The sequence below is a fragment of the Pseudomonas sp. C321 genome, from assembly GCF_055407105.1.
In genome coordinates, this window is the sequence record NZ_JBUZRB010000012.1 from 75,067 (window position 1) to 98,943 (window position 23,877).

At 59.6% G+C, this 23,877-nt stretch carries 23 protein-coding genes and 1 tRNA gene; 6 read left to right on the forward strand and 18 right to left on the reverse strand.

The features are described 5' to 3' along the window. Window positions 1-89: 89 nt before the first annotated feature. Entirely contained in the window at window positions 90-1,250 is a 1,161-nt protein-coding gene (locus ACZRJ6_RS24365; RefSeq protein WP_463968909.1) for an AAA family ATPase, read from the forward strand. Window positions 1,251-1,296: 46 nt separating this feature from the next. Here ACZRJ6_RS24365 and ACZRJ6_RS24370 read toward each other — a convergent pair whose 3' ends face one another. The 7 genes from ACZRJ6_RS24370 to ACZRJ6_RS24400 all read right to left on the reverse strand — a co-directional run bounded on the left by ACZRJ6_RS24370 (window position 1,297) and on the right by ACZRJ6_RS24400 (window position 7,202). Next, a complete protein-coding gene (locus ACZRJ6_RS24370; RefSeq protein WP_463968908.1) occupies window positions 1,297-2,172 on the reverse strand; it encodes a transporter substrate-binding domain-containing protein in 876 nt (291 codons plus the stop codon). Beyond that, the gene (locus ACZRJ6_RS24375; RefSeq protein ID WP_463968907.1) at window positions 2,169-2,945 is read right to left on the reverse strand and encodes an amino acid ABC transporter ATP-binding protein; all 777 of its coding nucleotides are present in this window, start codon (window positions 2,943-2,945) and stop codon (window positions 2,169-2,171) included. Before ACZRJ6_RS24375 ends, ACZRJ6_RS24370 begins: the two co-directional genes overlap by 4 nt. After that, window positions 2,942-3,601: an amino acid ABC transporter permease gene (locus ACZRJ6_RS24380; RefSeq protein ID WP_063033610.1), complete on the reverse strand. Its 660-nt coding sequence runs from the start codon at window positions 3,599-3,601 to the stop codon at window positions 2,942-2,944. The genes ACZRJ6_RS24375 and ACZRJ6_RS24380 overlap by 4 nt, the downstream gene beginning before the upstream one ends. Beyond that, window positions 3,582-4,247, reverse strand: a complete 666-nt coding sequence (locus tag ACZRJ6_RS24385; protein ID WP_463968906.1) for an amino acid ABC transporter permease — start codon at window positions 4,245-4,247, stop codon at window positions 3,582-3,584. Before ACZRJ6_RS24385 ends, ACZRJ6_RS24380 begins: the two co-directional genes overlap by 20 nt. Before the next feature lie 460 nt (window positions 4,248-4,707). Beyond that, window positions 4,708-5,490 carry a MetQ/NlpA family ABC transporter substrate-binding protein gene (locus ACZRJ6_RS24390; RefSeq protein ID WP_463968905.1) on the reverse strand — a complete coding sequence of 261 codons (783 nt, stop codon included), beginning with the start codon at window positions 5,488-5,490 and terminating at the stop codon, window positions 4,708-4,710. A gap of 149 nt (window positions 5,491-5,639) precedes the next feature. Further along, window positions 5,640-6,572, reverse strand: a complete 933-nt coding sequence (locus ACZRJ6_RS24395) for a sigma 54-interacting transcriptional regulator (RefSeq protein WP_463968904.1) — start codon at window positions 6,570-6,572, stop codon at window positions 5,640-5,642. Between the two features lie 48 nt (window positions 6,573-6,620). Next, window positions 6,621-7,202, reverse strand: a complete 582-nt coding sequence (locus ACZRJ6_RS24400) for an alpha/beta hydrolase (RefSeq protein WP_463968903.1) — start codon at window positions 7,200-7,202, stop codon at window positions 6,621-6,623. 82 nt (window positions 7,203-7,284) lie between these two features. Here ACZRJ6_RS24400 and ACZRJ6_RS24405 point away from each other — a divergent pair, with 82 nt between their 5' ends. Then, a complete protein-coding gene (locus ACZRJ6_RS24405; protein ID WP_463969222.1) occupies window positions 7,285-8,118 on the forward strand; it encodes an AraC family transcriptional regulator in 834 nt (277 codons plus the stop codon). A 22-nt stretch (window positions 8,119-8,140) separates the two neighbouring features. Here the strand turns inward: ACZRJ6_RS24405 and ACZRJ6_RS24410 are convergent, their stop codons facing one another. Together ACZRJ6_RS24410 and ACZRJ6_RS24415 are read right to left on the reverse strand one after the other, a co-directional pair. Continuing rightward, window positions 8,141-8,506 carry a response regulator gene (locus ACZRJ6_RS24410; RefSeq protein ID WP_350613841.1) on the reverse strand — a complete coding sequence of 122 codons (366 nt, stop codon included), beginning with the start codon at window positions 8,504-8,506 and terminating at the stop codon, window positions 8,141-8,143. A gap of 38 nt (window positions 8,507-8,544) precedes the next feature. Continuing rightward, the gene (locus ACZRJ6_RS24415) at window positions 8,545-9,231 is read right to left on the reverse strand and encodes a Crp/Fnr family transcriptional regulator (RefSeq protein ID WP_463968902.1); all 687 of its coding nucleotides are present in this window, start codon (window positions 9,229-9,231) and stop codon (window positions 8,545-8,547) included. An 83-nt stretch (window positions 9,232-9,314) separates the two neighbouring features. Between ACZRJ6_RS24415 and ACZRJ6_RS24420 the strand changes: the two genes are divergently transcribed. Next, window positions 9,315-9,839: an Mpo1 family 2-hydroxy fatty acid dioxygenase gene (locus ACZRJ6_RS24420; protein ID WP_463968901.1), complete on the forward strand. Its 525-nt coding sequence runs from the start codon at window positions 9,315-9,317 to the stop codon at window positions 9,837-9,839. A gap of 167 nt (window positions 9,840-10,006) precedes the next feature. Here ACZRJ6_RS24420 and ACZRJ6_RS24425 read toward each other — a convergent pair whose 3' ends face one another. From ACZRJ6_RS24425 to dibA, 6 genes are all read right to left on the reverse strand, one after another. Then, entirely contained in the window at window positions 10,007-10,987 is a 981-nt protein-coding gene (locus ACZRJ6_RS24425; RefSeq protein WP_463968900.1) for a sulfate/molybdate ABC transporter ATP-binding protein, read from the reverse strand. 3 nt (window positions 10,988-10,990) lie between these two features. Continuing rightward, on the reverse strand, window positions 10,991-11,863 hold the full coding sequence (gene cysW / locus ACZRJ6_RS24430) for a sulfate ABC transporter permease subunit CysW (RefSeq protein ID WP_463968899.1): 873 nt from the start codon (window positions 11,861-11,863) through the stop codon (window positions 10,991-10,993). A gap of 13 nt (window positions 11,864-11,876) precedes the next feature. After that, window positions 11,877-12,695 (reverse strand): sulfate ABC transporter permease subunit CysT, encoded by an 819-nt coding sequence (gene cysT, locus ACZRJ6_RS24435; RefSeq protein WP_133103001.1) that lies wholly within the window; start codon window positions 12,693-12,695, stop codon window positions 11,877-11,879. Window positions 12,696-12,836: 141 nt separating this feature from the next. Next, a complete protein-coding gene (locus ACZRJ6_RS24440) occupies window positions 12,837-13,847 on the reverse strand; it encodes a sulfate ABC transporter substrate-binding protein (protein WP_149414229.1) in 1,011 nt (336 codons plus the stop codon). Window positions 13,848-13,924: 77 nt separating this feature from the next. Then, a complete protein-coding gene (gene oscA / locus ACZRJ6_RS24445; protein WP_463968898.1) occupies window positions 13,925-14,107 on the reverse strand; it encodes a sulfur starvation response protein OscA in 183 nt (60 codons plus the stop codon). A 187-nt stretch (window positions 14,108-14,294) separates the two neighbouring features. Beyond that, window positions 14,295-16,205, reverse strand: coding sequence for a phosphodiesterase DibA (gene dibA, locus ACZRJ6_RS24450; RefSeq protein WP_463968897.1), 1,911 nt, complete (start codon window positions 16,203-16,205; stop codon window positions 14,295-14,297). Between the two features lie 166 nt (window positions 16,206-16,371). Between dibA and desA the strand changes: the two genes are divergently transcribed. Both desA and ACZRJ6_RS24460 read left to right on the forward strand, forming a co-directional pair. Further along, window positions 16,372-17,556 (forward strand): delta-9 fatty acid desaturase DesA, encoded by a 1,185-nt coding sequence (desA, locus tag ACZRJ6_RS24455; RefSeq protein WP_463968896.1) that lies wholly within the window; start codon window positions 16,372-16,374, stop codon window positions 17,554-17,556. A gap of 228 nt (window positions 17,557-17,784) precedes the next feature. After that, a complete protein-coding gene (locus ACZRJ6_RS24460; RefSeq protein WP_463968895.1) occupies window positions 17,785-18,786 on the forward strand; it encodes a GGDEF domain-containing protein in 1,002 nt (333 codons plus the stop codon). 9 nt (window positions 18,787-18,795) lie between these two features. On the opposite strand, the gene ACZRJ6_RS24465 is transcribed toward ACZRJ6_RS24460, so the two are convergent. The 3 genes from ACZRJ6_RS24465 to gabD all read right to left on the reverse strand — a co-directional run bounded on the left by ACZRJ6_RS24465 (window position 18,796) and on the right by gabD (window position 23,045). Next, entirely contained in the window at window positions 18,796-20,004 is a 1,209-nt protein-coding gene (locus ACZRJ6_RS24465) for an HDOD domain-containing protein (protein ID WP_463968894.1), read from the reverse strand. Window positions 20,005-20,138: 134 nt separating this feature from the next. Next, entirely contained in the window at window positions 20,139-21,416 is a 1,278-nt protein-coding gene (gene gabT, locus ACZRJ6_RS24470) for a 4-aminobutyrate--2-oxoglutarate transaminase (RefSeq protein WP_149414234.1), read from the reverse strand. Between the two features lie 186 nt (window positions 21,417-21,602). Further along, window positions 21,603-23,045, reverse strand: a complete 1,443-nt coding sequence (gene gabD / locus ACZRJ6_RS24475; protein WP_149414235.1) for an NADP-dependent succinate-semialdehyde dehydrogenase — start codon at window positions 23,043-23,045, stop codon at window positions 21,603-21,605. A gap of 394 nt (window positions 23,046-23,439) precedes the next feature. Here gabD and ACZRJ6_RS24480 point away from each other — a divergent pair. Beyond that, a tRNA-Arg gene (locus tag ACZRJ6_RS24480) sits at window positions 23,440-23,516 on the forward strand. Window positions 23,517-23,877: the final 361 nt, after the last annotated feature.

Consider the following 23,877-nt stretch of genomic DNA (forward strand, 5'->3'; position numbering starts at 1 on the left):
GCCGCACCGCCCCGTTGGGCTGCGAAGCAGCCCCTTACATGCGATGATCTTTTGCCACAACAAGCCCCGTCACCACAGGAAACTGCTCCATGCTCAAAACCCTCGCGGTGGCCAATTACCGTTCGATCAACAAATTGGTGGTGCCGCTGGATCGGTTGAACCTGATCACCGGCCCCAATGGCAGCGGCAAGTCCAACCTGTACCGTGCTTTACGACTGCTGGCGGAGACGGCCCAAGGCGGGGTGATCAACGCACTGGCCCGTGAGGGTGGGTTGGATTCGAGCTTCTGGGCCGGGCCGGAAAACATCAGCCGGCGCATGCTCAGTGGCGAAGTCGAGGTTGAGCCAAGCGTACGCCAGGGCGCCAAGCGCTTGCGCTTGGGGTTTGCCGGGGAGGATTTCAGCTACGCGATCTCCCTGGGTCTGCCGGAGCCCGGCGAGTCATATTTCTCCCTGGACCCGGAGATCAAGAAGGAATGCATCTGGGCCGGCCATGTTTACCGCCCGGCGAGCCTGTTGGTGCAGCGCTCCGGCCCGATGGTGCGCGCCCGCGATGGCCGCGCCTGGGATGTATTGGCCCAGCACACGCCGAACTACCACAGCCTGTTCGATCAGGTCGGCAGCCTGCGGGGTTCGCCGGAGGTGCTGCTGTTGCGCGAGAGCATTCGCGGCTGGCGCTTTTATGATCACTTTCGCAGCGACGTCGACGCCCCGGTGCGCCAGCCGCAACTGGGCACGCGTACGCCAGTGTTGCATCACGACGGTCGGGATTTGGCGGCGGCGTTGCAGACCATTCGCGAGATTGGCGACCCCGAGGCATTGCAACGGGCAATCAGCGATGCGTTTCCCGGAGCTCGGTTGAATATCGAGCCATTGCAGGGCGGACGTTTTGCCATCGAATTTTATCAGGAAGGGTTGCTGCGGCCGTTGTCGGCGGCGGAGTTATCGGACGGCACCCTGCGCTACTTGCTGCTGGTTGCGGCGCTGCTAACGCCACGGCCACCAACGATGATGGTACTCAACGAACCAGAAACCAGCCTGCACCCGGACCTGTTGCCGGCATTGGCGCGGTTGATTATCCAGGCGTCGGAGCAGTGTCAGGTGTGGGTGGTATCCCATGCCAGCCGCTTGATTGCGGCGTTGCAGCAGGATGAGGAGTGCAATTCGATTGTGCTGGAGAAAGTGATGGGGCAGACGCAGATTGTCGGGCAGCGGGTGCTCGATGAGCCGGCTTGGCATTGGCCGAGTTAAGCGGTTAAGGATCGTTCCCACGCGCGTGGGAGCGATCAGGTAGAGATTAGCCCTGCCACTTACCGCCTTCAACAATCACGCTTTCGGGCTTGGTGTCATCGCTCAGTTCTTTACGCACATATTGGTCATACAGCTTGAGCAGGAATTTCTCCTCGCCCAGCTTGGCCAGTTCACTATTCACCCAATCGCGCAGTTCGATATTGCCCTTCTTCACTGCCGGCGCAATCGGCGCTTCATCACCCAGTTTCTGCTCCAGCACGCGGTAACCCGGGTTCTGCTTGGCCCAGCTGAACAGCACCAAATTGTCCTGGGCATACGCATCACCACGACCGGCGGACAGCGCTTGCAGCGACTCGGAGTTTTTCTCGAACTTGAGCAGCTTCCAGTCCGGGTGGTTCTTGGTCAGCCAGATATCGGCAGTGGTACCGGTGGTGACGATGGTGGTACGGGTGACCAGGTCATCCAGGCTTTTCACCGCACTGTCATTTGGCACCAGGGCCTGGACCGCGACTTTCAGGTTAGGGTTGGTGAAGTCCACCGCGTCCTTGCGTTCCGGGGTCACGGTCATGTTGGCGAGGATCAGGTCGACCTTGTCGCTTTGCAGGAACGGAATACGGCTCGCCGGTTCAACGGCGACGAACTCGATCTTGTTCTCGTCGCCGAGCAGATCCTTGGCAAAACGGCGGCCGATGTCGGTATCGAAGCCGACGTAGCGCCCTGCTTCGTCGACAAAGCCGAACGGCGGCTTGTCGGTAAATACGCCGACAATCAGCTTGTCCCGCGCCTTGATCTTGTCGATGTAGCTCACCGCTGCCGGAGCTGCAGCGGCGGGCTTGGCGGGTTCTTCGGACTTATTGCAGCCGGCCAGCAAAGCGAGGCCGAACAGTGGCAGTAACAACAGTGAAGATTTGGCAGTTTTCATAACAGCTCCAGTTCCTTGGTCTTTTTGGGCAGTGTTGAAACAAAGGAGAATTTCTCCAGGAACTGCTGCGCGCGTGCGGTTTGCGGGTTCGTAAAGAATTCCTCGGGGGTGTTTTGTTCGAGGATGCGGCCGGCCTCCATAAACACCACGCGGTCGGCGACAGCGCGGGCGAAGGCCATTTCATGGGTGACGATCAGCAGGGTCATACCGTCCCGGGCCAGGCCCTGGATCACCTCCAGCACTTCCTTGACCATTTCCGGGTCGAGGGCGGCGGTGACTTCGTCAAACAGCATGACCTGAGGGTTCATGCACAACGAACGGACGATGGCGATGCGTTGCTGCTGGCCGCCCGACAGCTGGCGCGGGAAAGCGTCGCGCTTATCGGACAGGCCAACCCGTTCCAGCAGTTTTTCTGCCTGGGCGTGGGCTTCGCGGGGTTCGCGTTTTTGCACTTTCAGCGGGCCCAGCAAAATATTGTCGAGCACGTTCATATGGGGGAACAGGTGATAACTCTGGAACACCATGCCTACGTCCTGCCGCACCTGGCGCCAGTCGGTGGCCTTGTCCAGCAGTTCACGGCCTGCGAAACGCAAGTGCCCGCTGTGAGCCACTTCCAAGCCATTGAGGCAACGCAACAAGGTACTTTTGCCGCAACCGCTAGGGCCGAGAATCACCACTACTTCGCCACTTGCGACGCTCAGGTCGATGTCCTTTAGCACCTGCTGCTCGCCGAAGAATTTGTTGAAACCCTGGAACTCGATCAATGCGCTCATGCTTGGGCCCAGCGCCGTTCCAGCACCTTGGAGGCGGCCGACAACGGGTAGCAGATAAAGAAGAAAAACAGGAACAGCGCGCCGTAGATCAACACTGACTCATAGGTGCGCTCGATGATTTGCTGGCCGACCTTGATCACGTCCACCACGCCGATCAGCACCGCCAGGGAGCTGGTCTTGATGATGCGGGTGTAGACGTTGATGGTGGGCGGCGTCATGCGTTTGAGGGCCTGGGGCAGCAGCACATAACCGTAAAGCTGCGGGTCCGACAAACCAATCGACAGGCCCGCCTCGCGTTGCCCGCGCGGTAGGGAATGCAAGGCGCCGCGCACCACTTCGCCCACTTCACTAGCGCCCCACAGGGACAGCACCAGCACTGCGCACCAGAAACTGGGAATGCTCAGGCCAAAAAAAATCGGCAGGCCGAAGAACAGCAGGTACAGCCACACCAGCACCGGAATCGCCCGGAACAGCTCCAGGTAAATTCGCAGCACGAGGTTGATGGCTTTCGAATTCAGCGTGCGCAACACGCCGTACAACACGCCCCCGACGGTGCTGAAGGCGATGCTCAAGAAGGAGATCGACAGGGTTTGCGCCGCGCCCTTGCCCAGTTGCGGCAACGACACCCAAAGTAATTCAAGACCCGAACTGGCCATGCTGGAGCCTCCTTTCCAGGCGGCTGAGCAGCAGCGACAGCGGCAGGAACAACAGCACGCAAATCAACGTCAGCACGGCGAGCATTTCGTAGGTTTTGTAGTAGAGGGCGATATAGCCTTTGGCGGTGTAGAGAATCTCTGGCACCGCCACCGCCGAGACCACCGTGGTCTCCTTGAGCAGGAAAATGAAGTTGGCGAACAGTGCCGGCAGGCTGAGAATCCCGGCCTGGGGCAGGATCACGTAGCGCAGCAATTGCCAGTGGGACAGGCCGATGGACTTGCCCGACTCGATCTGTGCCAACGGCACCGCCTCAACACCGGCACGCAGCACTTCAGTGAGGTAGGCGCCGCCAAGGAAAGTCATGGTGATGATCGCCGCCCAGAACCCGGTGATATTCACACCCAGGGCCGGCAACGCGAAGTAGACGAAAAACAGTTGGATCAGCAGCGGCGTGTTGCGAGCCAGCTCCACATACAGCGCCACCAGGCGCCACAGATAAGGCGTGCGAAACACCAGCAAGGCTGCGTTGATCAGCGCCACCAGCAGCGACGTGCAGATGGCGATCAGGCCCACTTGCAGCGTCACGCCCACGGCCTTGAGAAACGCGGGCAGCGTGCTGAGGATAAAAGCGTAATCGAAGGTCATTTGAAGTCCCTGACGCCGCAAGGGTAATACGGCGCTAGCACGGTCCGATTCGACGTGGGTAACGCCGAGTAGCGCGAACTTTAAAGGTATAAAAAGTAAAATTTAAATACCTAAATAGCATATTGATATCACCCAAATAGATAACCTGCGGATTCGCGGGTTTGCTGGATGACAGCTACTGTTCTCGGCGTTGTAGGAAACTTCTTTTTATCGGCGCTGAGCTCCAAGGATTGGCAGCGCTTGGCCAGACTGATGGCCACTTAACAGGCGAGGGAATGACCGATGACCGAGACAAAACCGATTGACCCGCAGGAGTTGGTGAAGTGGCTGATGGCGTTGCGGCGGGCGATTAATACCCGCAATCTCTGAAAAAACGCAGGCCAAATGTGGGAAGCCGGGCAAGCCCGGCTCCCACAGACGCTAGCCAAGCCGTCGGCGTTCAAACCTTGAAGGGGGGTTATCAGAACGCTGGCACTACCGCGCCGTTGTACTTCTTCTCGATGAAGGCTTTGACTTCAGGGCTGGTCAGGGCCTTGGCCAGTTTCTGGATAGCCGCGCTGTCCTTGTTGTCTGGACGGGCTACCAGGAAGTTCACATACGGTGACTTGGCGTCTTCGATGATCAGCGCATCCTTGGCTGGGTTCAGGCCAGCTTCCAGGGCGTAGTTGGTGTTGATCATATCCAGGTCAACCTGGTCCAGAACCCGTGGCAGCAGCGCCGATTCCAGCTCCTTGAACTTCAGGTTCTTTGGGTTGCTCGCGATGTCTTTAGGCGTGGACAGGGCGTTGGTCGGGTCTTTCAGGGTGATCAAGCCCGCCTTTTGCAGCAGCAGAAGTGCGCGGCCGCTGTTGGAGCCTTCGTTGGGGATGGCCACGGTCGCGCCATCTTTCAGCTCAGCCAGGCTTTTGATTTTCTTCGAGTAACCACCGAAGGGTTCAACGTGCACGCCGATCACGGTGACCAGGTTGGTGCCTTTACCCTTGTTGAAGTTTTGCAGGTACGGCAGGGTCTGGAAGTAGTTGGCGTCCAGACGCTTCTCGGCCACCTGTACGTTCGGTTGCACGTAGTCGGTGAAGACCTTGATTTCCAGGTCCACGCCTTCCTTGGCCAGGGCTGGCTTGATCAGCTCAAGAATCTCGGCATGGGGAACCGGGGTGGCAGCCACCACCAGTTTCTCGCCAGCCTGGGCCAGGCTGGCAGTCAGGGCAGCCGCCAGTGCGGTGAATAACAGAACCTTTTTCATGCAGTGTCCTTATCGAAAATCCGGGGCGCCAGCGACGGCCGCTTTTTATGTGGTGTGCCAGCGAAGTGCTATCGCGACATGAAACGGACAATACCGATATTTTTTATTCCCGAACAATACCTTTTATTCACTTTGATATTCCATTTTGTTCATACAGACGATAAGCCTTCCAATAGACGCTTCAAAGCACTGCGCTCGGCATCGGTGCCGTCCTGCAGGATCTGCCGGACCTGCTGTTCGATCCCCGCCACCGACGGCGCATTCACCGGCAAATTCAAATGCTCCGGCAAAATCTCATCGCCACTGCTGACCAGCAGCGCAAAGTGAATGACGTTCTCCAGCTCGCGGGTATTGCCCGGCCAACTGTGGTGTTCCAGCACCCGTTGCGCCGCCTCGCCGATCAATGGCACAGGCAGGTCCAGGCGCTGGCTGTAGATGCCGAGGAAGTATTCGGCCAGGGGCAGGATATCGCCCACCCGCTCGCGCAGCGCCGGCAACTCAAGATGGCCTTCGTTGAGGTAATGGAACAGGCGCTCGTGGAATTTACCGACAGCCACCGCCTGGGCCAGGTCGATGCTGGTGGCCGCCACCAGGCGCACATCCACCGGGCTAGGCTGGTGAGCGCCGACGCGGGTCACTTCGTGGTTTTCCAGGGCGGCCAGCAACTTGACCTGGATCGGCAACGGCAAGTCGCCGATTTCATCGAGGTACAAGGTGCCGCCATTGGCCGACCCGAACCAACCGGCGCGACTGCTGGCCGCGCCGCTGTGGCTACCGGCGGCGTAACCAAACAGCTCCGCGTCGGCATAAGTGGGGCTGATGGCGCCGCAATTGACCGAGACAAACAAGCCGGCGCGGTCACTGCCGCGGTGGATGTGCCGTGCGAGCAATTCCTTGCCGCTACCGGTTTCACCGCGAATCAACACCGGCAAGGCGCGGGGGGCAAGGCTTTCGAGGTCTTCGCGCAGTTGCCGCGAACGCGGGTCGACAAACACCAGTGCCTTGGCGCGGATGCTGAGGGGACTTTTTTCGGCGTCAGGAAAGGTCAGCAGCGGCTGACCGAAATTTTCATGCAGGCTCATGGCAGACTCCCACCCCAATCCACTCAGGGACGGGGCGTTCAAGAAATATTACGCACGGCGCCGGGAGTGCTGCTCCAGGCGACTTTGCAGGCGATAGAGATAAGCGAAACCCTGCTCCCAGCGCTGGTGCCCGGACTTCACATTGATGTGCCCGGCACCGGCGAGAATCCCGGCCTCGGCGCCCCAGTTGCGCGCCAGTTCCATAGCACGAGGGGCGCTGACAGCGCTGTCGTTATCGGAGCTGACGACTTGGCTGGGGAACGGCAGCAAGTCGCTGGGGATCGGTGCGAAATTACGCAGGGCGGGCGCGCAGGCAGGTCGCTCGACATCGGCCGGAGCCACCAGCAAGGCGCCGCGCACCTGACGCAGGAAATGCACCGGCGCGGTAGCGGCCCAATGGGCGACCGTGATGCAGCCCAGGCTATGGGCGATCAGAATCACCGGGGTACTGTCGGCGGCAATGGCTTCGGCCAGCGCCGCTACCCAGTCTTCGCGGCGCGGGGTCAGCCAGTCGGCCTGCTCCACCCGAGCGCTGTTGGGCAGACTGTTCTGCCAGTGACTTTGCCAATGATCTTCTGGCGATCCTTGCCAGCCCGGCACGATCAGATAACGAATCGACTCGCTGTGCATGGGTGTGCCCTCCTGCAGCGTTTAACGTTGCTGACCAGTATAGGGACGAGGTTTATATTCGCTAAGGAATAAGAAGATATTTATTAATAACCAAAATGCATATTCAAGCTTTTATCTGCACGCTACAAATCAAAGCAGGCTGACTATGTTTCACGCCCTGGGCTATGCATTGGTGGCCAGCGGCAGTTTGCGGGAAGTGTTCGAGCGGATCGTCCGTTATCACCAGGTAGTCAGCGACGTCCTGGTACTGGAGCTGACCCGGGAAGGTGAGCGCTATTGCTTTCGTTTGCTGCAATCTGGCGACAGCCCGGCGCCGGCCTTCGAAGCCATCGATGCCTTTGCAGCGATTTATGTGCGCACCTGCCGCAACCGCCTGGGACGCGACTATGCACCGCTGGCGGTGTATTTGCGGCGACCGGAACCGGCCGATCCCACGTCCTGGCACACGGTGTTCCGCGCACCGGTATTCTTTGCCGCCGATGAAGACCGCCTGGAGTTCGCCGCCGTTGATTTCGACAGTCACCTGGACGACGCCAACCCGGAACTGGCCGAACACAACGAAACCGTACTCAACCGTACCCTCGCCCAACTGCAACCGCTGACCTGGGAACGCAGGGTGCGCTCGGCCATCGAAGCGCAACTGCCAGACGGCGAACCCAGCGCCGAGCGCATTGCCCAGGCCTTGCACTTGAGCCTGCGCAGCTTGCAGCGGCACCTGGCAGATGAAGGCTGTCGGTTTGATACGCTGCTCAATGAATGCCGGGAGAATCTGGCGCTGCTGCACCTGCGCGATCCCCAATGCTCATTGGCAGAGATCAGTCACTTGCTGGGGTTTGCCGATACCAGCAGTTTCAACCGCGCGTTCAAGCGCTGGACCGGGATGACGCCGGGGCAGTTTCGCGATGGGTTGAGGTAGGGGGATTTGCTGTGACAGCCGATCAGCGCCCGCGATCGCGCCGCAATAACTTCCTCACCCGCGCCACCAACTCCTTGGGCTCGAACGGTTTGAGCAAGTAATCATCCTCGTGCAGTTCCAGGCCGCGCAGGCGATCCTCAATCCCGTCCTGGGTGGTCAGGAACAATACCGGCGTCTCGCCCTTCTGACGGATCGCCTGCTGCAGCTTCCAGGCATTGAGCCCCGGCAGCATCACATCAAGGATCACCAGGTCGTATTCGCTGCTCTCGACAAAACGCTGGGCAGCCATGCCATTGGCCGCTACTTCAACCGTGTAACTGGCCTCGTTCAAGCCCCGGGCCATCCACTCTGCCGTCTCCGACTCGTGTTCCACTAGCAGCACACGCATAACACACCTCGAATAATCGTAACTGCAGGCTAACACCCTCAGGCGTGGGCCGCCTCCCGCAACCGCTGCGCATCGAGAATTTCGATCTCGCCATAGCCCAAACGCAGGATGCCCTGCCCTTGCAAGTCCTTGAGCAACGCGTTGGTGGTCTGGCGCGATAGGCTGAGCATCGCCGCCAGGTCTTCCTGGGGCAGTTGCAGCACACGTCTTGACCGTTCGATCTCGCCGTAGCCCTCGGCGATCATCAACAAACGGTGGGCCACCCGTACCGATGCCGGCATCAGGCTCAGTTGCTCGATGTTGATAAAGGTCAGGCGTAACTTTTGGCTCATCAGCAGGGCCATGTCGCGCCAGTAAACGGGGGTTTCGTCGAGTATCTGCAGCAGGGCCGGCTGTGGCACCTGCAACAACGTGCAGGGCCCGACGGCGCAGGCGTCATGGGTACGCGGCAAACCGTCGAACAGGGAAATTTCGCCGAGCCAGTAAGGCGACTCCGCCAGGCTCAACACCGCCTCCTTGCCCTGCTCGTTCACCGCACTGATGCGCAAGATGCCTTCCAATACCGCATACAAGCCACACGGCGGGTCGCCGCGCTTGAACAGGTATTGCCCCGCCGTCAGCTGCCGCAAGCGGGCATGGGCGAGCAAGCTATCCTGTAACTGAGCAGGCAGGTGGCTGTACCAATGACCGGTCGACAGTCGTGGGGGCCATTTCTCTGCGTCCATGAGAACTCCGAAGATTGTCGGCCAGCTGACAGTTGGCCGCAGGCCGACAAGGCATGATCAACCATCCTACAGGAGGAATAACAATGAAAAGCCTCGTCGACCATCTCAGTCAATATGCCGCCTACCACCGTGACCCGCGCAACATTGCCAGCCACTTTATCGGCATCCCCTTGATCGTCGTCGCCGTCGCGGTCTTGCTCTCACGCCCCGAATGGTCGCTGGCCGGCTTCTGGCTGTCGCCGGCCGTGCTGCTGGCACTGTTCTCGGCCTGGTTCTACCTGCGCCTGGAATTGGCCCTCGGCGTGTTGATGACGGGGCTGATGGGCTTGTCGGTGTGGACAGGGCATGTGCTGGCGGCGCAAAGCACACTCGTCTGGCTCAGCAGCGGCATCGGCATGTTTGTGGTGGGCTGGGTGATCCAGTTTGTCGGCCATTACTACGAAGGCAGAAAGCCTGCGTTTGTCGATGACGTGTCCGGGCTGATTGTGGGGCCGTTGTTTGTGGTAGCGGAGTTGGCGTTTTTGCTGGGGTTGCGCCAGCAACTCAAGCGCCAGATCGAAGAGCGCTCGGGGCCAGTAGCGGTGCGTAACAAGAATGCCACGGCCTAACGATAGCGCTGCCGAAACGCCCGAGGGCAGACCCCTTTGGCCGCGCGGAACAGGCGCAATTGCGCGAGTGGCGGGTGCAGAGCTGGCACGAGCGCAGTAGAAAGAGTTTTAGGGATCACCACCTAACCCTGTAGGAGCCGGCTTGCCGGCGCCTACAGGTACATTGCTTAGGCCTTCTGCCAAACCTTGGGCTTGAAGAACAACGTCTCGCCGCGCGCCAGGCCGGTCAGGCTGTCGTGGTCTTTCACCACTTCAGCTTCGATCAGTTCGTTCTGGCCTTCGACTTTCAGGGTCACCCGAGTGGTCGCGCCCAGCGGTCGAATATCGCGCACTTGCGCCGCATGGTGATCTTCCAGTTCATGGCGCGACAGCGACACTTCATGGGGACGGAACAACACATGCTTGTCCTCCCCCAAATGCAAACGGTTGGAGTCGCCCAGGAAGTGGTAAACGAAATCGCTGGCCGGGTTTTCGTAGACTTCGCCCGGTGAGCCTATCTGCTCGATCACGCCCTTGTTCATCACCACGATACGGTCGGCGACTTCCATGGCCTCTTCCTGGTCGTGAGTCACAAACACCGAGGTCAGGTTGATGTCTTCGTGCAGACGCGCCAGCCAGCGGCGCAGTTCTTTACGGACCTTGGCATCGAGGGCACCGAAAGGCTCATCGAGCAGCAGCACTTTCGGTTCCACCGCCAGGGCGCGGGCCAGGGCGATACGCTGGCGCTGGCCACCGGAGAGTTGTTCCGGGTAACGGTCAGACAACCAGTCCAGCTGCACCATGTTCAGCAACTCATGAACCTTGACCGCAATCTGGCTCTCGGTTGGACGCTGTTTTTTCGGTTTCATGCGCAGGCCGAACGCGACGTTGTCGAACACCGTCATGTGGCGGAATAGCGCGTAATGCTGGAACACAAAACCGACGTTGCGATCACGCACATCGTGGCCAGAGACGTCTTCGCCGTGGAAGACGATGCTGCCGTCATCCGGGGTTTCCAGCCCGGCGATGATGCGCAGCAGCGTGGTCTTGCCGCAGCCGGACGGGCCGAGCAACGCCACCAGCTCGCCACTCTGGATGTCCAGATTGATGCTGTTCAGGGCCTTGAAGGCGTTGAAGTTCTTGCTGACATTACGGACTTCGATCGACATGGATTATTCCTCACCGCTACTTGCGCGCAGGCGGTTGATACGGTTCTCGCTCCACTGCTTGAGCAGCAGGATGAAGAGCGCCAGGATCAGCAACAGGCTCGCAACGGCAAACGCGGCGACGTGGTTGTATTCGTTGTAGAGAATCTCGACGTGCAGCGGCAACGTATTGGTGACGCCACGAATGTGCCCGGACACCACCGACACCGCACCGAACTCACCCATGGCCCGCGCAGTACACAGCACCACACCGTAGATCAGGCCCCACTTGATGTTCGGCACAGTGACATGCCAAAACATCTGCCAGCCGTTGGCACCCAACAGGCGTGCGGCTTCTTCTTCCTGGGTGCCCTGCTCTTGCATCAGCGGGATTAGTTCACGGGCCACGAACGGCACGGTGACGAAGATCGTCGCCAGCACGATGCCCGGCAAGGCGAAGACGATCTGGATGTCGTGATCCTGCAACCACGGGCCAAAGAAGCCCTGGGCGCCGAACATCAGCACATAGACCAGGCCGGCGATCACTGGCGATACCGAGAACGGCAGGTCAATCAGCGTCACCAGCATGCTCTTGCCACGGAACGAGTACTTGCTCACGCACCAGGCGGCGCTGACCCCGAACACCACGTTGAGCGGCACCGAAATAAGCACGGCGATAACTGTCAGTTTCAGTGCCGACAGCGCGTCGGGTTCAAAGATCGCGGCGAAGAACGCACCCAAACCCAGTTTCAGGCCCTGGGACACCACGATAAACAGCGGCAGCAGCAAAAACAGGGCGAAGACCAGCCAGCCAAGGCTGATCAGGATGCGCCGGGATACGGCGCTGCCACGGCGGGCAGCGTTGGCCGACGAGGCGGCGGCAATAGACGATTGGGACATTGTGCGCGCCTCCTTATGGACGTTCGATGCGCCGCTGCAACAAGTTGATCAGCAGCAGCAGGACAAAGGAAACCACCAGCATCAGCACGCCGATGGAGGTAGCGCCGGTGTAGTCGTATTGGTCGAGCTTGACCATGATCAGCAGCGGCAGGATCTCGGTTTTCATCGGCATGTTGCCGGCGATGAAAATCACCGAACCGTACTCACCGACACCTCGGGCGAAGGCCAGCGCGAAGCCGGTCAGCCAGGCGGGCAGCAACGCCGGTACGAGAATGTAGCGGAACACCTGCAACGGCTTGGCACCCAGGCAGGCAGCAGCTTCTTCGATTTCCCGGGGGATATCGGCCAGCACCGGCTGCACCGTACGCACCACAAATGGCAGCGTGACGAAAGTCAGCGCCAGGGTGATGCCCAGCGGGGTGTAGGCGATCTTGAAGCCCAGGTCGGCGGCGAACTGGCCCACCAGGCCGGCAGGCGCATATAAAGCAGTCAGTGCGATACCGGCCACTGCGGTGGGCAGGGCGAACGGCAGGTCGATCATCGCGTCGATGATCTTGCGGCCGGGGAAGGTGTAGCGCACCAGCACCCAGGCCAGCAGCGTGCCGATCACGCCGTTGATGATTGCGGCGTACAGCGCGGTGCCGAAGCTGAGCTTCAACGCCGCCAACACGCGAGGCGCCGAGATGATGGCCCAGAACTGATCCCAGGTGAGTTGGGCGGCATGCACAAACATCGCCGCCAGCGGTATGAGCACAATCAGACTGAGGTACACCAAGGTGTAGCCCAGCGTCAGCCCGAAGCCGGGTATGACGGGGGAGGTACGACGCGACATAAAAGTCCTTGGTTAACGGGTAGATGCCACTGTAGGAGCGAGCTTGCTCGCGAAGAACTCAAGGGCAGCGCGTTCATTCAGAATGCCCGCGTCATTGTTGACGATCTTCGCGAGCAAGCTCGCTCCTACAGGTAGTGTGGCTTACTGGGCAGTGTAGATCTGGTCGAACACGCCACCGTCATTGAAGAATTTCGGTTGGGCAGTTTTCCAGCCGCCGAAGTCTTTGTCGATAGTCACCAAGGCCAGTTTCGGGAACTGCTGGGCGTATTTGGCGGCCACGTCCTTGTCACGTGGACGGTAGAAGTTCTTCGCCGCGATTTCCTGACCGGCCGGGCTGTACAGGTGATTGAGGTACGCCGTGGCGATCTCGGTGTTGCCCTTTTTCTCGGCGTTCTTGTCAACCACGGCCACTGGCGGCTCGGCGAGGATCGACAGCGATGGAACCACGATGTCGAACTTGTCGGCACCGCCGTCTTCTTTCAGCGCCAGGAAGGCTTCGTTTTCCCAGGCCAGCAACACGTCACCCTGACCGTTGTTGACGAAGGTAATGGTCGAGCCACGGGCGCCGGTGTCGAGGATCGGCACGTGCTTAAACAGCTCCTTGACGTACTCCTGGGCCTTGGCTTCGCTGCCACCGGCCTTGAGGCCATAAGCCCAGGCGGCGAGGAAGTTCCAGCGCGCGCCGCCGGAGGTTTTCGGGTTAGGGGTGATCACCGAGACGTCGTTTTTGATCAGGTCGCCCCAGTCCTTGATGCCTTTAGGGTTGCCCTTGCGCACCAGGAACACGATGGTCGAGGTGTACGGGGTGCTGGCGTCCGGCAGGCGGGTTTGCCAGTTTTCCGGCAGGGTCTTGCCCAGTTTGGCAATTTCGTCGATGTCGCCGGCCAGGGCCAGGGTGACTACGTCGGCACGCAGGCCGTCGATCACGGCCCGGCCTTGCTTGCCCGAACCACCGTGGGATTGCTGGATCTTGACGTTGTCGCCCGGATGCTCTTTCTTCCAGAAGCTGGTGAACTCAGCGTTGTAATCCTGGTACAGCTCACGGGTAGGGTCGTACGAGACGTTGAGCAACTCGTAGTCCTTGGCAACGGCGGAGCCTGCAAAGACGGCGCTGGCCAGTGCAGCCAGGGCATAACGGCGAATCGACGACATAGAGAAGCTCCTGAAATTCTTGTGTGTTGGCTTTTTCTTATAAGTACAGGTGACGCAATCGAATCGCCGATCTTGCTTTAGCTCGACTTGTTACCCGGATTCTGCAAACGGAATTTCTCTTTGCGCTCGATCTGTACCACTTGTGCGTTGTGCACGGTGATCTCCACTGCGCCAAACCGCAGATCGCGCAGGGCGCTCTGGATCTCGCGCAAAATGGCTGCTTCGTCCTGGCCGTCAACGCTACGTAGAGATGCGCTCATGGTCGTGCTCCTGAAATGAGAAGTGCCTGGCAGTGGCGGCACTGCTTGCGGCGTGAGGGCGATAGTAGATAAGCGCGGATATTCTTAAAAATACTATTTAAGAATGTTTATATAACCAGAAAGAATTTTCTGGCGGCGCGGGGGGTTGCGACGGTTTTTTGCGGGGAAGATATTTCGTAGCAGGGTTCTAACGAATCGCGGGCGCCCTCTCCCACTCAATTTCATTGGCCGGCATCGGCTTGCCAAACCAATACCCCTGGGCCATGTCGCACTGCAGGTCCAGCAGGAACCGCGCCTGCTCAACCTGCTCGATGCCTTCAGCATGCACCTGCATGCCCATGCTCTGCGCCAGGGCAATCACCACCCGCACGATCGCCGCGTCATCTTCATCCCACGGCAGACCGGCGACGAAGCCCTGGTCAATCTTGAGCTTCTGCACCGGCAAGCGCTTGAGGCGCAGCAGCGACGAATAGCCGGTGCCAAAATCGTCGATGGCCAGGCGCAAGCCCAGTTCCCGCAGGCGGTGCAGTTGCTCCAGGGCCACTTCCGGATCGTTCATCACCGCGCTTTCGGTGACTTCCAACTCCAGCAAGGCCGGGTCCAGGCCGGTCTCGTGCAACACCTTGGCTACCTGGTCGTACAGCTCGCGCCGGGCAAACAAGCGGCTGGAGACATTCACTGCAAGGAACGACAAGTCCACACCCTGCGCCAGCCATTGGCACATCTGGCGACAGGCCTGGTCCATGACCCACGCATCGATGTCGACAATCAGCCCAGTGCGTTCGGCGATGGGGATAAATTCCGCAGGCGCAAGCAGGCCGCGCACTGGATGTTGCCAGCGCACCAAGGCTTCGACGCCGATCAGGCGGCTGCCTTGCAGGTCGTGCACAGGCTGGTAATAGACCCGCAACTCCTGCTGTTCAAGGGCACGGCGCAGTTCGCTGGCGATCGCTACTCGGTGCTGGGCGTGGGCGGTAAGCTCTTCGGTGTACAAGGCGTAATCTTCGCGGCCGGCACTTTTGGCCTTGAACAGCGCGGAGTCTGCGTTGCGCAGCAGTTGCTCGGCGCTCAGGGCATCGCTGGGAAACAAGCTGATGCCAATGCTGGCGCTGATAAAGAGTTGATTGCCGTCGAAGGTAAACGGATCTTTCATGCTGTCGATGATCAGTTGTGCCATGGCGGCAGCCTGAACCACCTGTGGACAACTTTCCGCCAGCACCGCGAACTCATCGCCCCCCAAGCGCGCCAGGGTTACGCCGGGCCCAAACAGGCCTTGCAAACGTTCGCCCACAGCCTTGAGCAACTGGTCGCCGACATTGTGGCCGAGGCTGTCGTTGATGATTTTGAAGTGGTCCAGATCGAGCAACAGCAGCGCGCAACCACGCTTGTTAGTCTGCGCCGACGCCAGCGCCTGCTTGGCACGGTCAGTGAACAGCAGGCGGTTGGGCAGGTCGGTCAGCGGGTCGTGGTGCGCCAGGTGCGCCAGTTCGTGCTCGGAATGTTTGATCGCGCTGATATCGGAGAATACGGCTACGTAGTGGCTGATTCGACCGTGATCATCATGGATGACCCGGATCGTCTGCCACTGTGGATAAATTTCGCCGCTTTTTCGGCGGTTCCAGATCTCGCCGCTCCATTCGCCGTCGCGCCCGAGGGCTTGGAACATTTCTTCATAAAAAACCGCCGAATGGCGCCCGGATTTAAACAGGCTGGGCTGGCGACCCATGACGTCTTCACATCGGTAGCCGGTGATTTCGATAAAGGCACGGTTGACGTGGACAATCAGGCCTTGGGCGTCGGTGACCAGCACCCCTTCGCGGGTGCAATCGAACACCGCTGCAGCCTGGCGCAGGCGCTCGCGATTTTCCTTCAAGGGTTGCTGGATCAGGTTTGTCCGCGCAAAACGGGCGCACAGTAGAAAAATAACAAGGGCACTCAGGCTAATCCAGGCATACCCCCGCACTATCGACCAGTGGATCAACTCCGTCGGCTCATCGAAAAGATTGATCAATAACCGCTGGCTGAGCTGTATCCACACAATAGAAACCAGCAGGTACACCAGCCCTGCACGCAGGGCACCTCGGTATGAAAACAGCATATAGTCAGTAATCCTTACTCAAAAACCAGAATCACCCTACAAAGAGTCAGGAGTATAGGGTAAGAAACACTTTGTAAGTCTTATCTGAAACGGTGACTGGTTTTATCCGTGTGCTGAGTGATAATGCGGATGCTATTTTTTTCTTTATCTGAGGGCCATACAACCTATGTGGTACAACGGTTTTCTTGACTTGTCGGCCTGGCAACTGGTGGCAGTCACTCTGTTGATGACCCACGTGACCATTGTCGGGGTCACCGTCTATCTACACCGTTATTCAGCCCACCGCTCCCTGGAGCTCAATGCTGGCCTGAAACACTTCTTCCGCTTCTGGCTGTGGCTGACCACGGCGCAGAACACTCGCGAGTGGACTGCCATCCACCGCAAACACCACGCCAAGTGCGAAACCGTCGACGATCCTCATAGCCCGGTGATCAAGGGCCTGTCCACCGTCCTGCGCAAGGGCGCCGAGCTGTACCGCGCCGAGGCGGAAAATCCCGAGACCCTGCGCATCTACGGCAAGAACTGCCCGGAAGACTGGATCGAACGTAACCTCTACACCCGCTTCCCGATGCTGGGCGTGGCAATCATGGGTGTGATCGACCTGCTGCTGTTCGGCACCATCGGCATCACCATCTGGGCCATCCAGATGATGTGGATTCCGTTCTGGGCCGCCGGCGTGATCAACGGCCTGGGCCATGCCGTCGGCTACCGCAACTTCGAATGCCGTGACGCGGCGACCAACCTGATCCCATGGGGCATCATTGTTGGCGGCGAAGAGCTGCACAACAACCATCACACCTACCCCAACTCCGCCAAGTTGTCGGTGAAGAAATGGGAATTTGACATGGGCTGGGCCTGGATCAAGGTGTTCAGCTTCCTGCGCCTGGCCAAGGTCCAGCGCGTTGCGCCCATCGCCCACCGGGTCGAAGGCAAGGGCCACCTGGACATGGATACCGCCATGGCGATCCTCAACAACCGTTTCCAGATCATGGCCCAGTATCGCAAGTTGGTGATTGCGCCGCTGGTCAAGCAGGAGCTGGAGAAGGTCGATCATTCCGTCCGCCACCAGTTCCATCGCGCCAAGCGCCTGCTGTCGCGGGAAACCAGCCTGCTGGATGACCGCCATCACCTGCGCATCCAAAGCATGCTGGAGCACAGCCAGGCGCTGAAAGTGATCTACGAAAAACGTCTGGCGCTGCAACAGATCTGGCTCAAGACCAGCACCAATGGCCACGACATGCTGGCGGCGATCAAGGAATGGGTCCACGAGGCCGAGGCCAGCGGGATTCAATCCCTGCGTGACTTTGCCCATCAGTTGAAAACCTACTCACTGCGCCCTGCAACGGTCTGATTGGATGCCCGAGGGCTTGTTGTGGCGAGGGGCTTGTCCCCTCGCCACAGAAACCCCTTCCCACAGTTTTTTGGCGCCATTGCACAGTCGCCGAATTTTCCGTCTCAATCACCACCAATAACGGAACTTCGCTGCAAATCTCCTCTCTCAAACAACACTTCGCCATCCTGGCGCACCTTGTTGTGACCGCTATCTGATCCTGCGGCACGCCCAGAGAGAGTTGTGCCGATGGTCCACGAAAAAACCTCCCCACCCGATATTCCCATCGCTGAGCAGACACGACCTGCGGTTGCCGCCACGTTGCTGGCGCTCAAGCATGCCCAGGGCGAAGTGGAGCGCCTGAGTGAACGCGAGCAGTTGTTGAGTTCGTTACTGGTCAGCGTCAACGCCGTGCTGTGGGCGATCGAGTGGGACACCCGTCGCGTGCTGTACGTCAGCCCAGCCTACGAGCGCATTTTTGGTCGCGCGGCGGACCTGTTGATGGCCGACCATAGGGAATGGCACAACAGCATCCACCCCGAAGACGTCGATCACGCCGAACACAGCCTGGCGCTGGTGCTGGACAAAGGCGCCGTGGAAGACCGCCAGTACCGCATCATCACCACAGACGGGCAGATCCGCTGGCTCAGCGATAAATGCTTTACCAACCAGCAGGCCGAACCCGGTCAGCCGATCATCGTGGTGGGTATCGCTGAAGACATCACCGAAAAAAAGCAGTTGGAGCTGGAACTGCAACGCCTGGCCACCACCGATGCGCTGACCAAAAGCAGCAACCGTCGGCACTTCTTCGAATGCGCCAACCATGAATTCGAGCGCGCCTGCGTCCAAGGCACGCCACTGGCATTTCTGTTGCTGGACATCGATGACTTCAAGACCGTCAACGATACCTACGGCCATCTGGAGGGTGATCAGGTGCTGCAGCGTATCGCCGAGAGCGGTCGAGGAGTTTTACGCCGTGGTGATTTATTCGGGCGCATTGGCGGCGAAGAGTTTGCCGCAGCGCTGCCCGGTTGCGCGCCGGAAATGGCCAGGCAGGTGGCCGAGCGTCTGGGGCAGGAGATTGCGCAGCTAAGTTTCAGCCATGAAGAACAGAGCTACGGAGTAACTGCCAGCCAGGGCTTGGCAAACATGACTGGCGACGATGCGAACCTCGACAGCCTGTTCGCCCGAGCCGATACGGCGATGTATGAGGCCAAGCGCCAGGGCAAGAATCGAGTTATCTCAGGCTGATGATCAGCATCAAACCTTGCGGATGCGCATCAGCTCCGACAAACCTACCTTGAGCAACCGCGCCGTCTTGCCCCTGGCCAGTTCCTCGACGCCTTCATGCTCGGTCAGCCGCGCCAATTGCGCCGCTATGTTCACCACCAGTGCTTCACGGGAATACACCCCGCCTTCCAGGGAATAAATCGCCGCGATCAGCTGACGCAGTTCCAGCGGCAAGCGCCAGCGGATGCGCAATGCCGAGCCGTAGTTGGCGCCGAAGGTATACAGGGACTCGCCAATCAGTTCGACATCCAGTTCGCCACCGCCCTGGCGCCACTCCTGTAAACACCGCAGCAGCGCCAAATCGCCCAGCCGGTGGAGAATGCCGGCGCTGTAGCAGCGCTCATGGTCCAGATCAAGCATCCGCGCGAGGGAGCGAGCGTAATCGGCGGTACGCTGGGACAGTTGCCAGTGACGTTCGGCGTAATCCACCAGGCTGGCGTCGCTCAAGATCACGTTGTGCTTTAGGGCCAGGCCCAGGATCAAATTCATGCTCTGCCCGGCCGCCAGCTTGTGCAGGGCCATGGACAAGGTTTGCACCGGCACGCCGTGATGCCCGGCGCTGTTGGCGGCGGCGATCAGTACGGCGGTGATTTGCGGATCAACCTTGATCTGCTCTTCCAAGCGCCTGAGGTCCAGGCCTTCCGGCGCAAGACTGTGTTGCACCACCGCCTTGACGTCGACCCGCAGCGGCGCGCCATCGGACAGTTCGCGGCGGTGCTCCAGGAACGCCGGAAGGGTCATGCCGGCGGCCAGGGCCGGGGCTTCACAGCAAACGGTTTCACCCTCGTTAAGCAGCAAGTCCTGCAGACGCTGGGTCAGGCCTTCCATGTTAAGGGGTTTAGTCAAGTACGCGGTCGGCGCCAGGGGCAATGCTTCGCGCACGCTGGCGCTGTCGTTGCGGGTGCTCAGCAGGATGAACGGCAACGCCGGTGTACGTCGACGCTGGCGCACGGTACGCAACAGGCTCAGGCCGTCGACGCCGGGCAGATCCCAGTCGGCGATGATCAGGTCGTAGGGTTTTTCACTCAATAGCGCAGCCGCTTGCTGCCCGTCGGCGCACACGTCCAGCCGTGCGTCACAGCGCACATTCAACAATACCTGCTTGAGCAGATCCCGCGACCAGGGGTCCGCCTCGGCGATCAACACACGGGGTACAGCAGGCAAATCAACAGCAACCATCCAGCACGCTCCCTCTGCAATCCTTGCACCTTAGACAATGCAGGCATTTGGATACAGGAAAATCCCCTCGATATGTTTCTGAGGGTACAAAAAAACCGCCGAAGCGGTTTTTTTGTAGATCAGGTCACGCTAAATCAGAGCTCGGAGAAGCACTCTTCAATGATCGCCAGACCTTTATCCAGTTGCTCGTCCGGCGAAGTCAGCGGCACCAGTACGCGCAACACGTTGCCGTAGGTACCGCAGGACAGCAGGATCAAACCCTTGTCGCGGGCCTTGGCGACCACGGCGGCCACGGCCGGGGCGTTCGGCTTGTGGCTGTCGCCATCGACGAACAGCTCAACAGCGATCATCGCGCCCAGGGCACGCACGTCACCGATCACCGGGTACTTGGCCTGGATGGCCTTGAGGCCGGTCACCAGACGCTCGCCCACCGCCTTGCAGCGGTCCAGCAGGTGCTCTTCTTCGAACACTTCCATCACCGCCAGCGCAGCAGCGCAAGCGATCGGGCTACCGGCGTAGGTGCCGCCCAGGCCGCCTGGCGCAATGGCGTCCATGTATTCAGCCTTGCCACACACACCGGCCAGCGGGAAGCCGCCAGCGATGGATTTGGCGAAGGTGGTCAGGTCGGCGGCAACGCCCATCTGTTCCATGGCGAAGAAAGTACCGGTGCGGCCAGCGCCGGTTTGCACTTCGTCGGCGATCAGCAGGATGCCGTGCTGGTCGCACAGTTCGCGCAGGCGCTTCATGAAGGCTTTAGGCGCGACGTAGAAACCGCCTTCGCCCTGCACCGGTTCGATGATGATGGCCGCGATATCACGTGGCTCGGCATCGTTTTTGAAGATGCGTTCGATGCTGGCGATGGAATCATCCACGCTCACACCGTGCAGGTCGTTCGGGTACAGCGCACGGAAGATACCGCCAGGCATCAGGCCCATGCCGGCCGAGTAAGGCACGACTTTACCGGTCAGGCCCAGGGTCATCATGGTGCGACCGTGGTAAGCGCCAGTGAAGGCAATCACGCCGGCACGGCCAGTGGCGGCGCGGGCGATTTTCACGGCGTTTTCTACAGCTTCGGAACCGGTGGTCACCAGCAGGGTTTTCTTGGCGAAATCACCAGGCACCTTGGCGTTAACTTTTTCGCACAGCTCAACGTAAGGTTCGTACGCCAGCACCTGGAAGCAGGTGTGGGTCAGCTTGTTCAGCTGGGCGGTCACGGCCGCGATGATTTTCGGGTGCAGGTGGCCGGTGTTCAGCACGGCGATACCGCCGGCGAAGTCGATGAACTCACGACCTTCAACGTCGGTCACGGTGGCGTTCTTCGCCGACTCGGCAAAGATCGGGTGAATCTGGCCAACACCGCGCGGTACTGCGGCTTCGCGGCGTTTCATCAGGGAAGCGTTGGTCTTGCTCATCAAAAAAGTCCTCATTCGCCGCTCATCGGGCGGCGTAGCTCAAGGAGTACGTGGCGGGAGGCAACTACGGCAGCATGCGATGATCGACTGCCACAGCTTTCCGGCCACTTGCGTAATAACGTTTTGAAACACGCAAAGGGACAGCGCTCTCGTGCCCTTTGCGTTTAACGCAATGCCTTGCCGGGTTTAGATACCCAGGCAGAGGTATTTGATTTCCAGGTAATCCTCGATCCCGTACTTGGAGCCTTCACGGCCCAGGCCCGAAGCCTTGATGCCGCCAAACGGCGCCACTTCGTTGGAGATCAACCCGGTGTTGACGCCGACCATACCGTATTCCAGGGCTTCGGCCACACGGAACACACGACCCAGGTCTCGGGCGTAGAAGTAGGAGGCCAGGCCGAACTCGGTGTCGTTGGACATCGCAATCACTTCGGCTTCGTCTTTGAAACGGAACAACGGTGCCAATGGACCGAAGGTTTCTTCCTTGGCCACGGCGGCGTTCTTCGGCACGTTGACCAGGATGGTCGGCTCAAAGAAGTTACCTTCCATGACCTTGCCCCCGGCCAGCAGCGTTGCGCCTTTGCTCAGGGCATCGGCGATGTGTTCCTGAACCTTGGCCACGGCTTTTTCGTCGATCAACGGGCCGGTAGTAGTGCCTTCTTCCAGACCATTGCCGATCTTCAGTTTGGCCACCGCCACTTTCAGTTTCTCGGCGAACGCGTCGTACACCGAATCCTGAATGTACAGGCGGTTGGCGCAGACACAGGTCTGGCCGTTGTTACGGTACTTGGAGATGATCGCGCCTTCGACGGCCTTATCCAGGTCTGCGTCGTCGAACACGATGAACGGCGCGTTGCCACCCAGCTCCAGGGAGACTTTCTTGATGTCCTTGGCGCATTCGGCCATCAATTGGCGACCGATTTCGGTGGAGCCGGTGAAGGACAGTTTGCGCACGATCGGGTTGCTAGTCAGCTCGCTGCCGATATCGCCAGCACTGCCGGAGACCACGCTGAAAACGCCTTTGGGAATACCGGCACGCTGGGCCAGTTCAGCCAAGGCAAACGCGGAGAACGGCGTTTGCGAGGCGGGCTTGAGCACCATGGTGCAACCGGCAGCCAGGGCCGGGCCGGCTTTACGGGTGATCATCGCGGCGGGGAAGTTCCACGGCGTGATAGCCGCGGTCACGCCGATCGGCTGCTTGATCACGATCAGGCGCTTGTCCGGCTGATGGCCGGGAATCACGTCACCGTAAATGCGCTTGGCCTCTTCGGCGAACCACTCGATGAACGAGGCGGCGTAGACGATTTCGCCCTTGGCTTCGGCCAGCGGCTTACCCTGTTCCAGGGTCATCAGGCGAGCCAGGTCGTCCTGGTTTTCGATGATCAGTTCAAACCAGCGACGCAGCTTGTTCGCACGGTCCTTGGCGGTCAGTGCACGCCAGGCCGGCAGGGCCTTGTCGGCCGCTTCGATGGCGCGGCGAGTTTCGGCGGCGCCCATTTTCGGCACGGTACCCAGAATTTCGCCGGTAGCCGGGTTGTTAACCTTGATCGTCTGACCGTTGTCCGCATCGACCCAAGCGCCATCAATGAAGGCTTGCTGGCGGAACAACTGGGTGTCTTTAAGCTGCATGTCGGCTTTCCTTAACAGCACCGCGCGCGCGCGGAGCAAATTAGAGTTGTTGAAAGGCGCCTTGAAGGCTGCCGTCAGGGAAATCATTCACCGGGCGCAAGCACATAAATAGCGCACGAAAGACAGATGTGCGGTTCAGCACCCAGGGAGGAGCGTTTGAAATCTCAAACGAATCCTAGGATCAATGGGGGTAAAGGACAATAGTCTGTTCGAAAAAAAGAACAAAAACGGCGTACTTGTCGAAGTTTTCTGATAAGCGTACTTGCGCCTGGTTCAGTGCCAACAACCCATACCGCCCGGGGCAGAGCCTCGACACTCCAGAATCCTGCCGGCAGACGGCCGAAAACCAGCATGGACGCCCAAGGTCGACATGGGTATGATGGCGCCCGCACAAGCATCCGTAGCTCAGCTGGATAGAGTACTGCCCTCCGAAGGCAGGGGTCGTGGGTTCGAATCCCGCCGGGTGCACCATATAGCTGTTTAGACCTGTCTCCGACAGTCTACGAAACACCTCAAGAAGCCCGCCTAGTGCGGGCTTTCTTGTTTCTGGCTATCCATCCCTGTCCACCCCTATAACTTCCCGCCGTGTGTGCCCACTTGTATGCTTTGAGATTCATTGAACTGGAGGCATACACGCAACATCAAACGCCGCCCACTGGCAGATACCACGCTTGCAGGCCTGAAGCCTGAGCACGCTACGTATCGGGAGCAAGATGGCAACGGCCTGTACTTTGTAAGCGCCTCATAAACCCCACATACCAAACGATGGGCTTAATGGTTACCGTGGCATCTCTGGCGAGCAGTTCCACGGCAGCAAGGCTTCGAAGTCTTC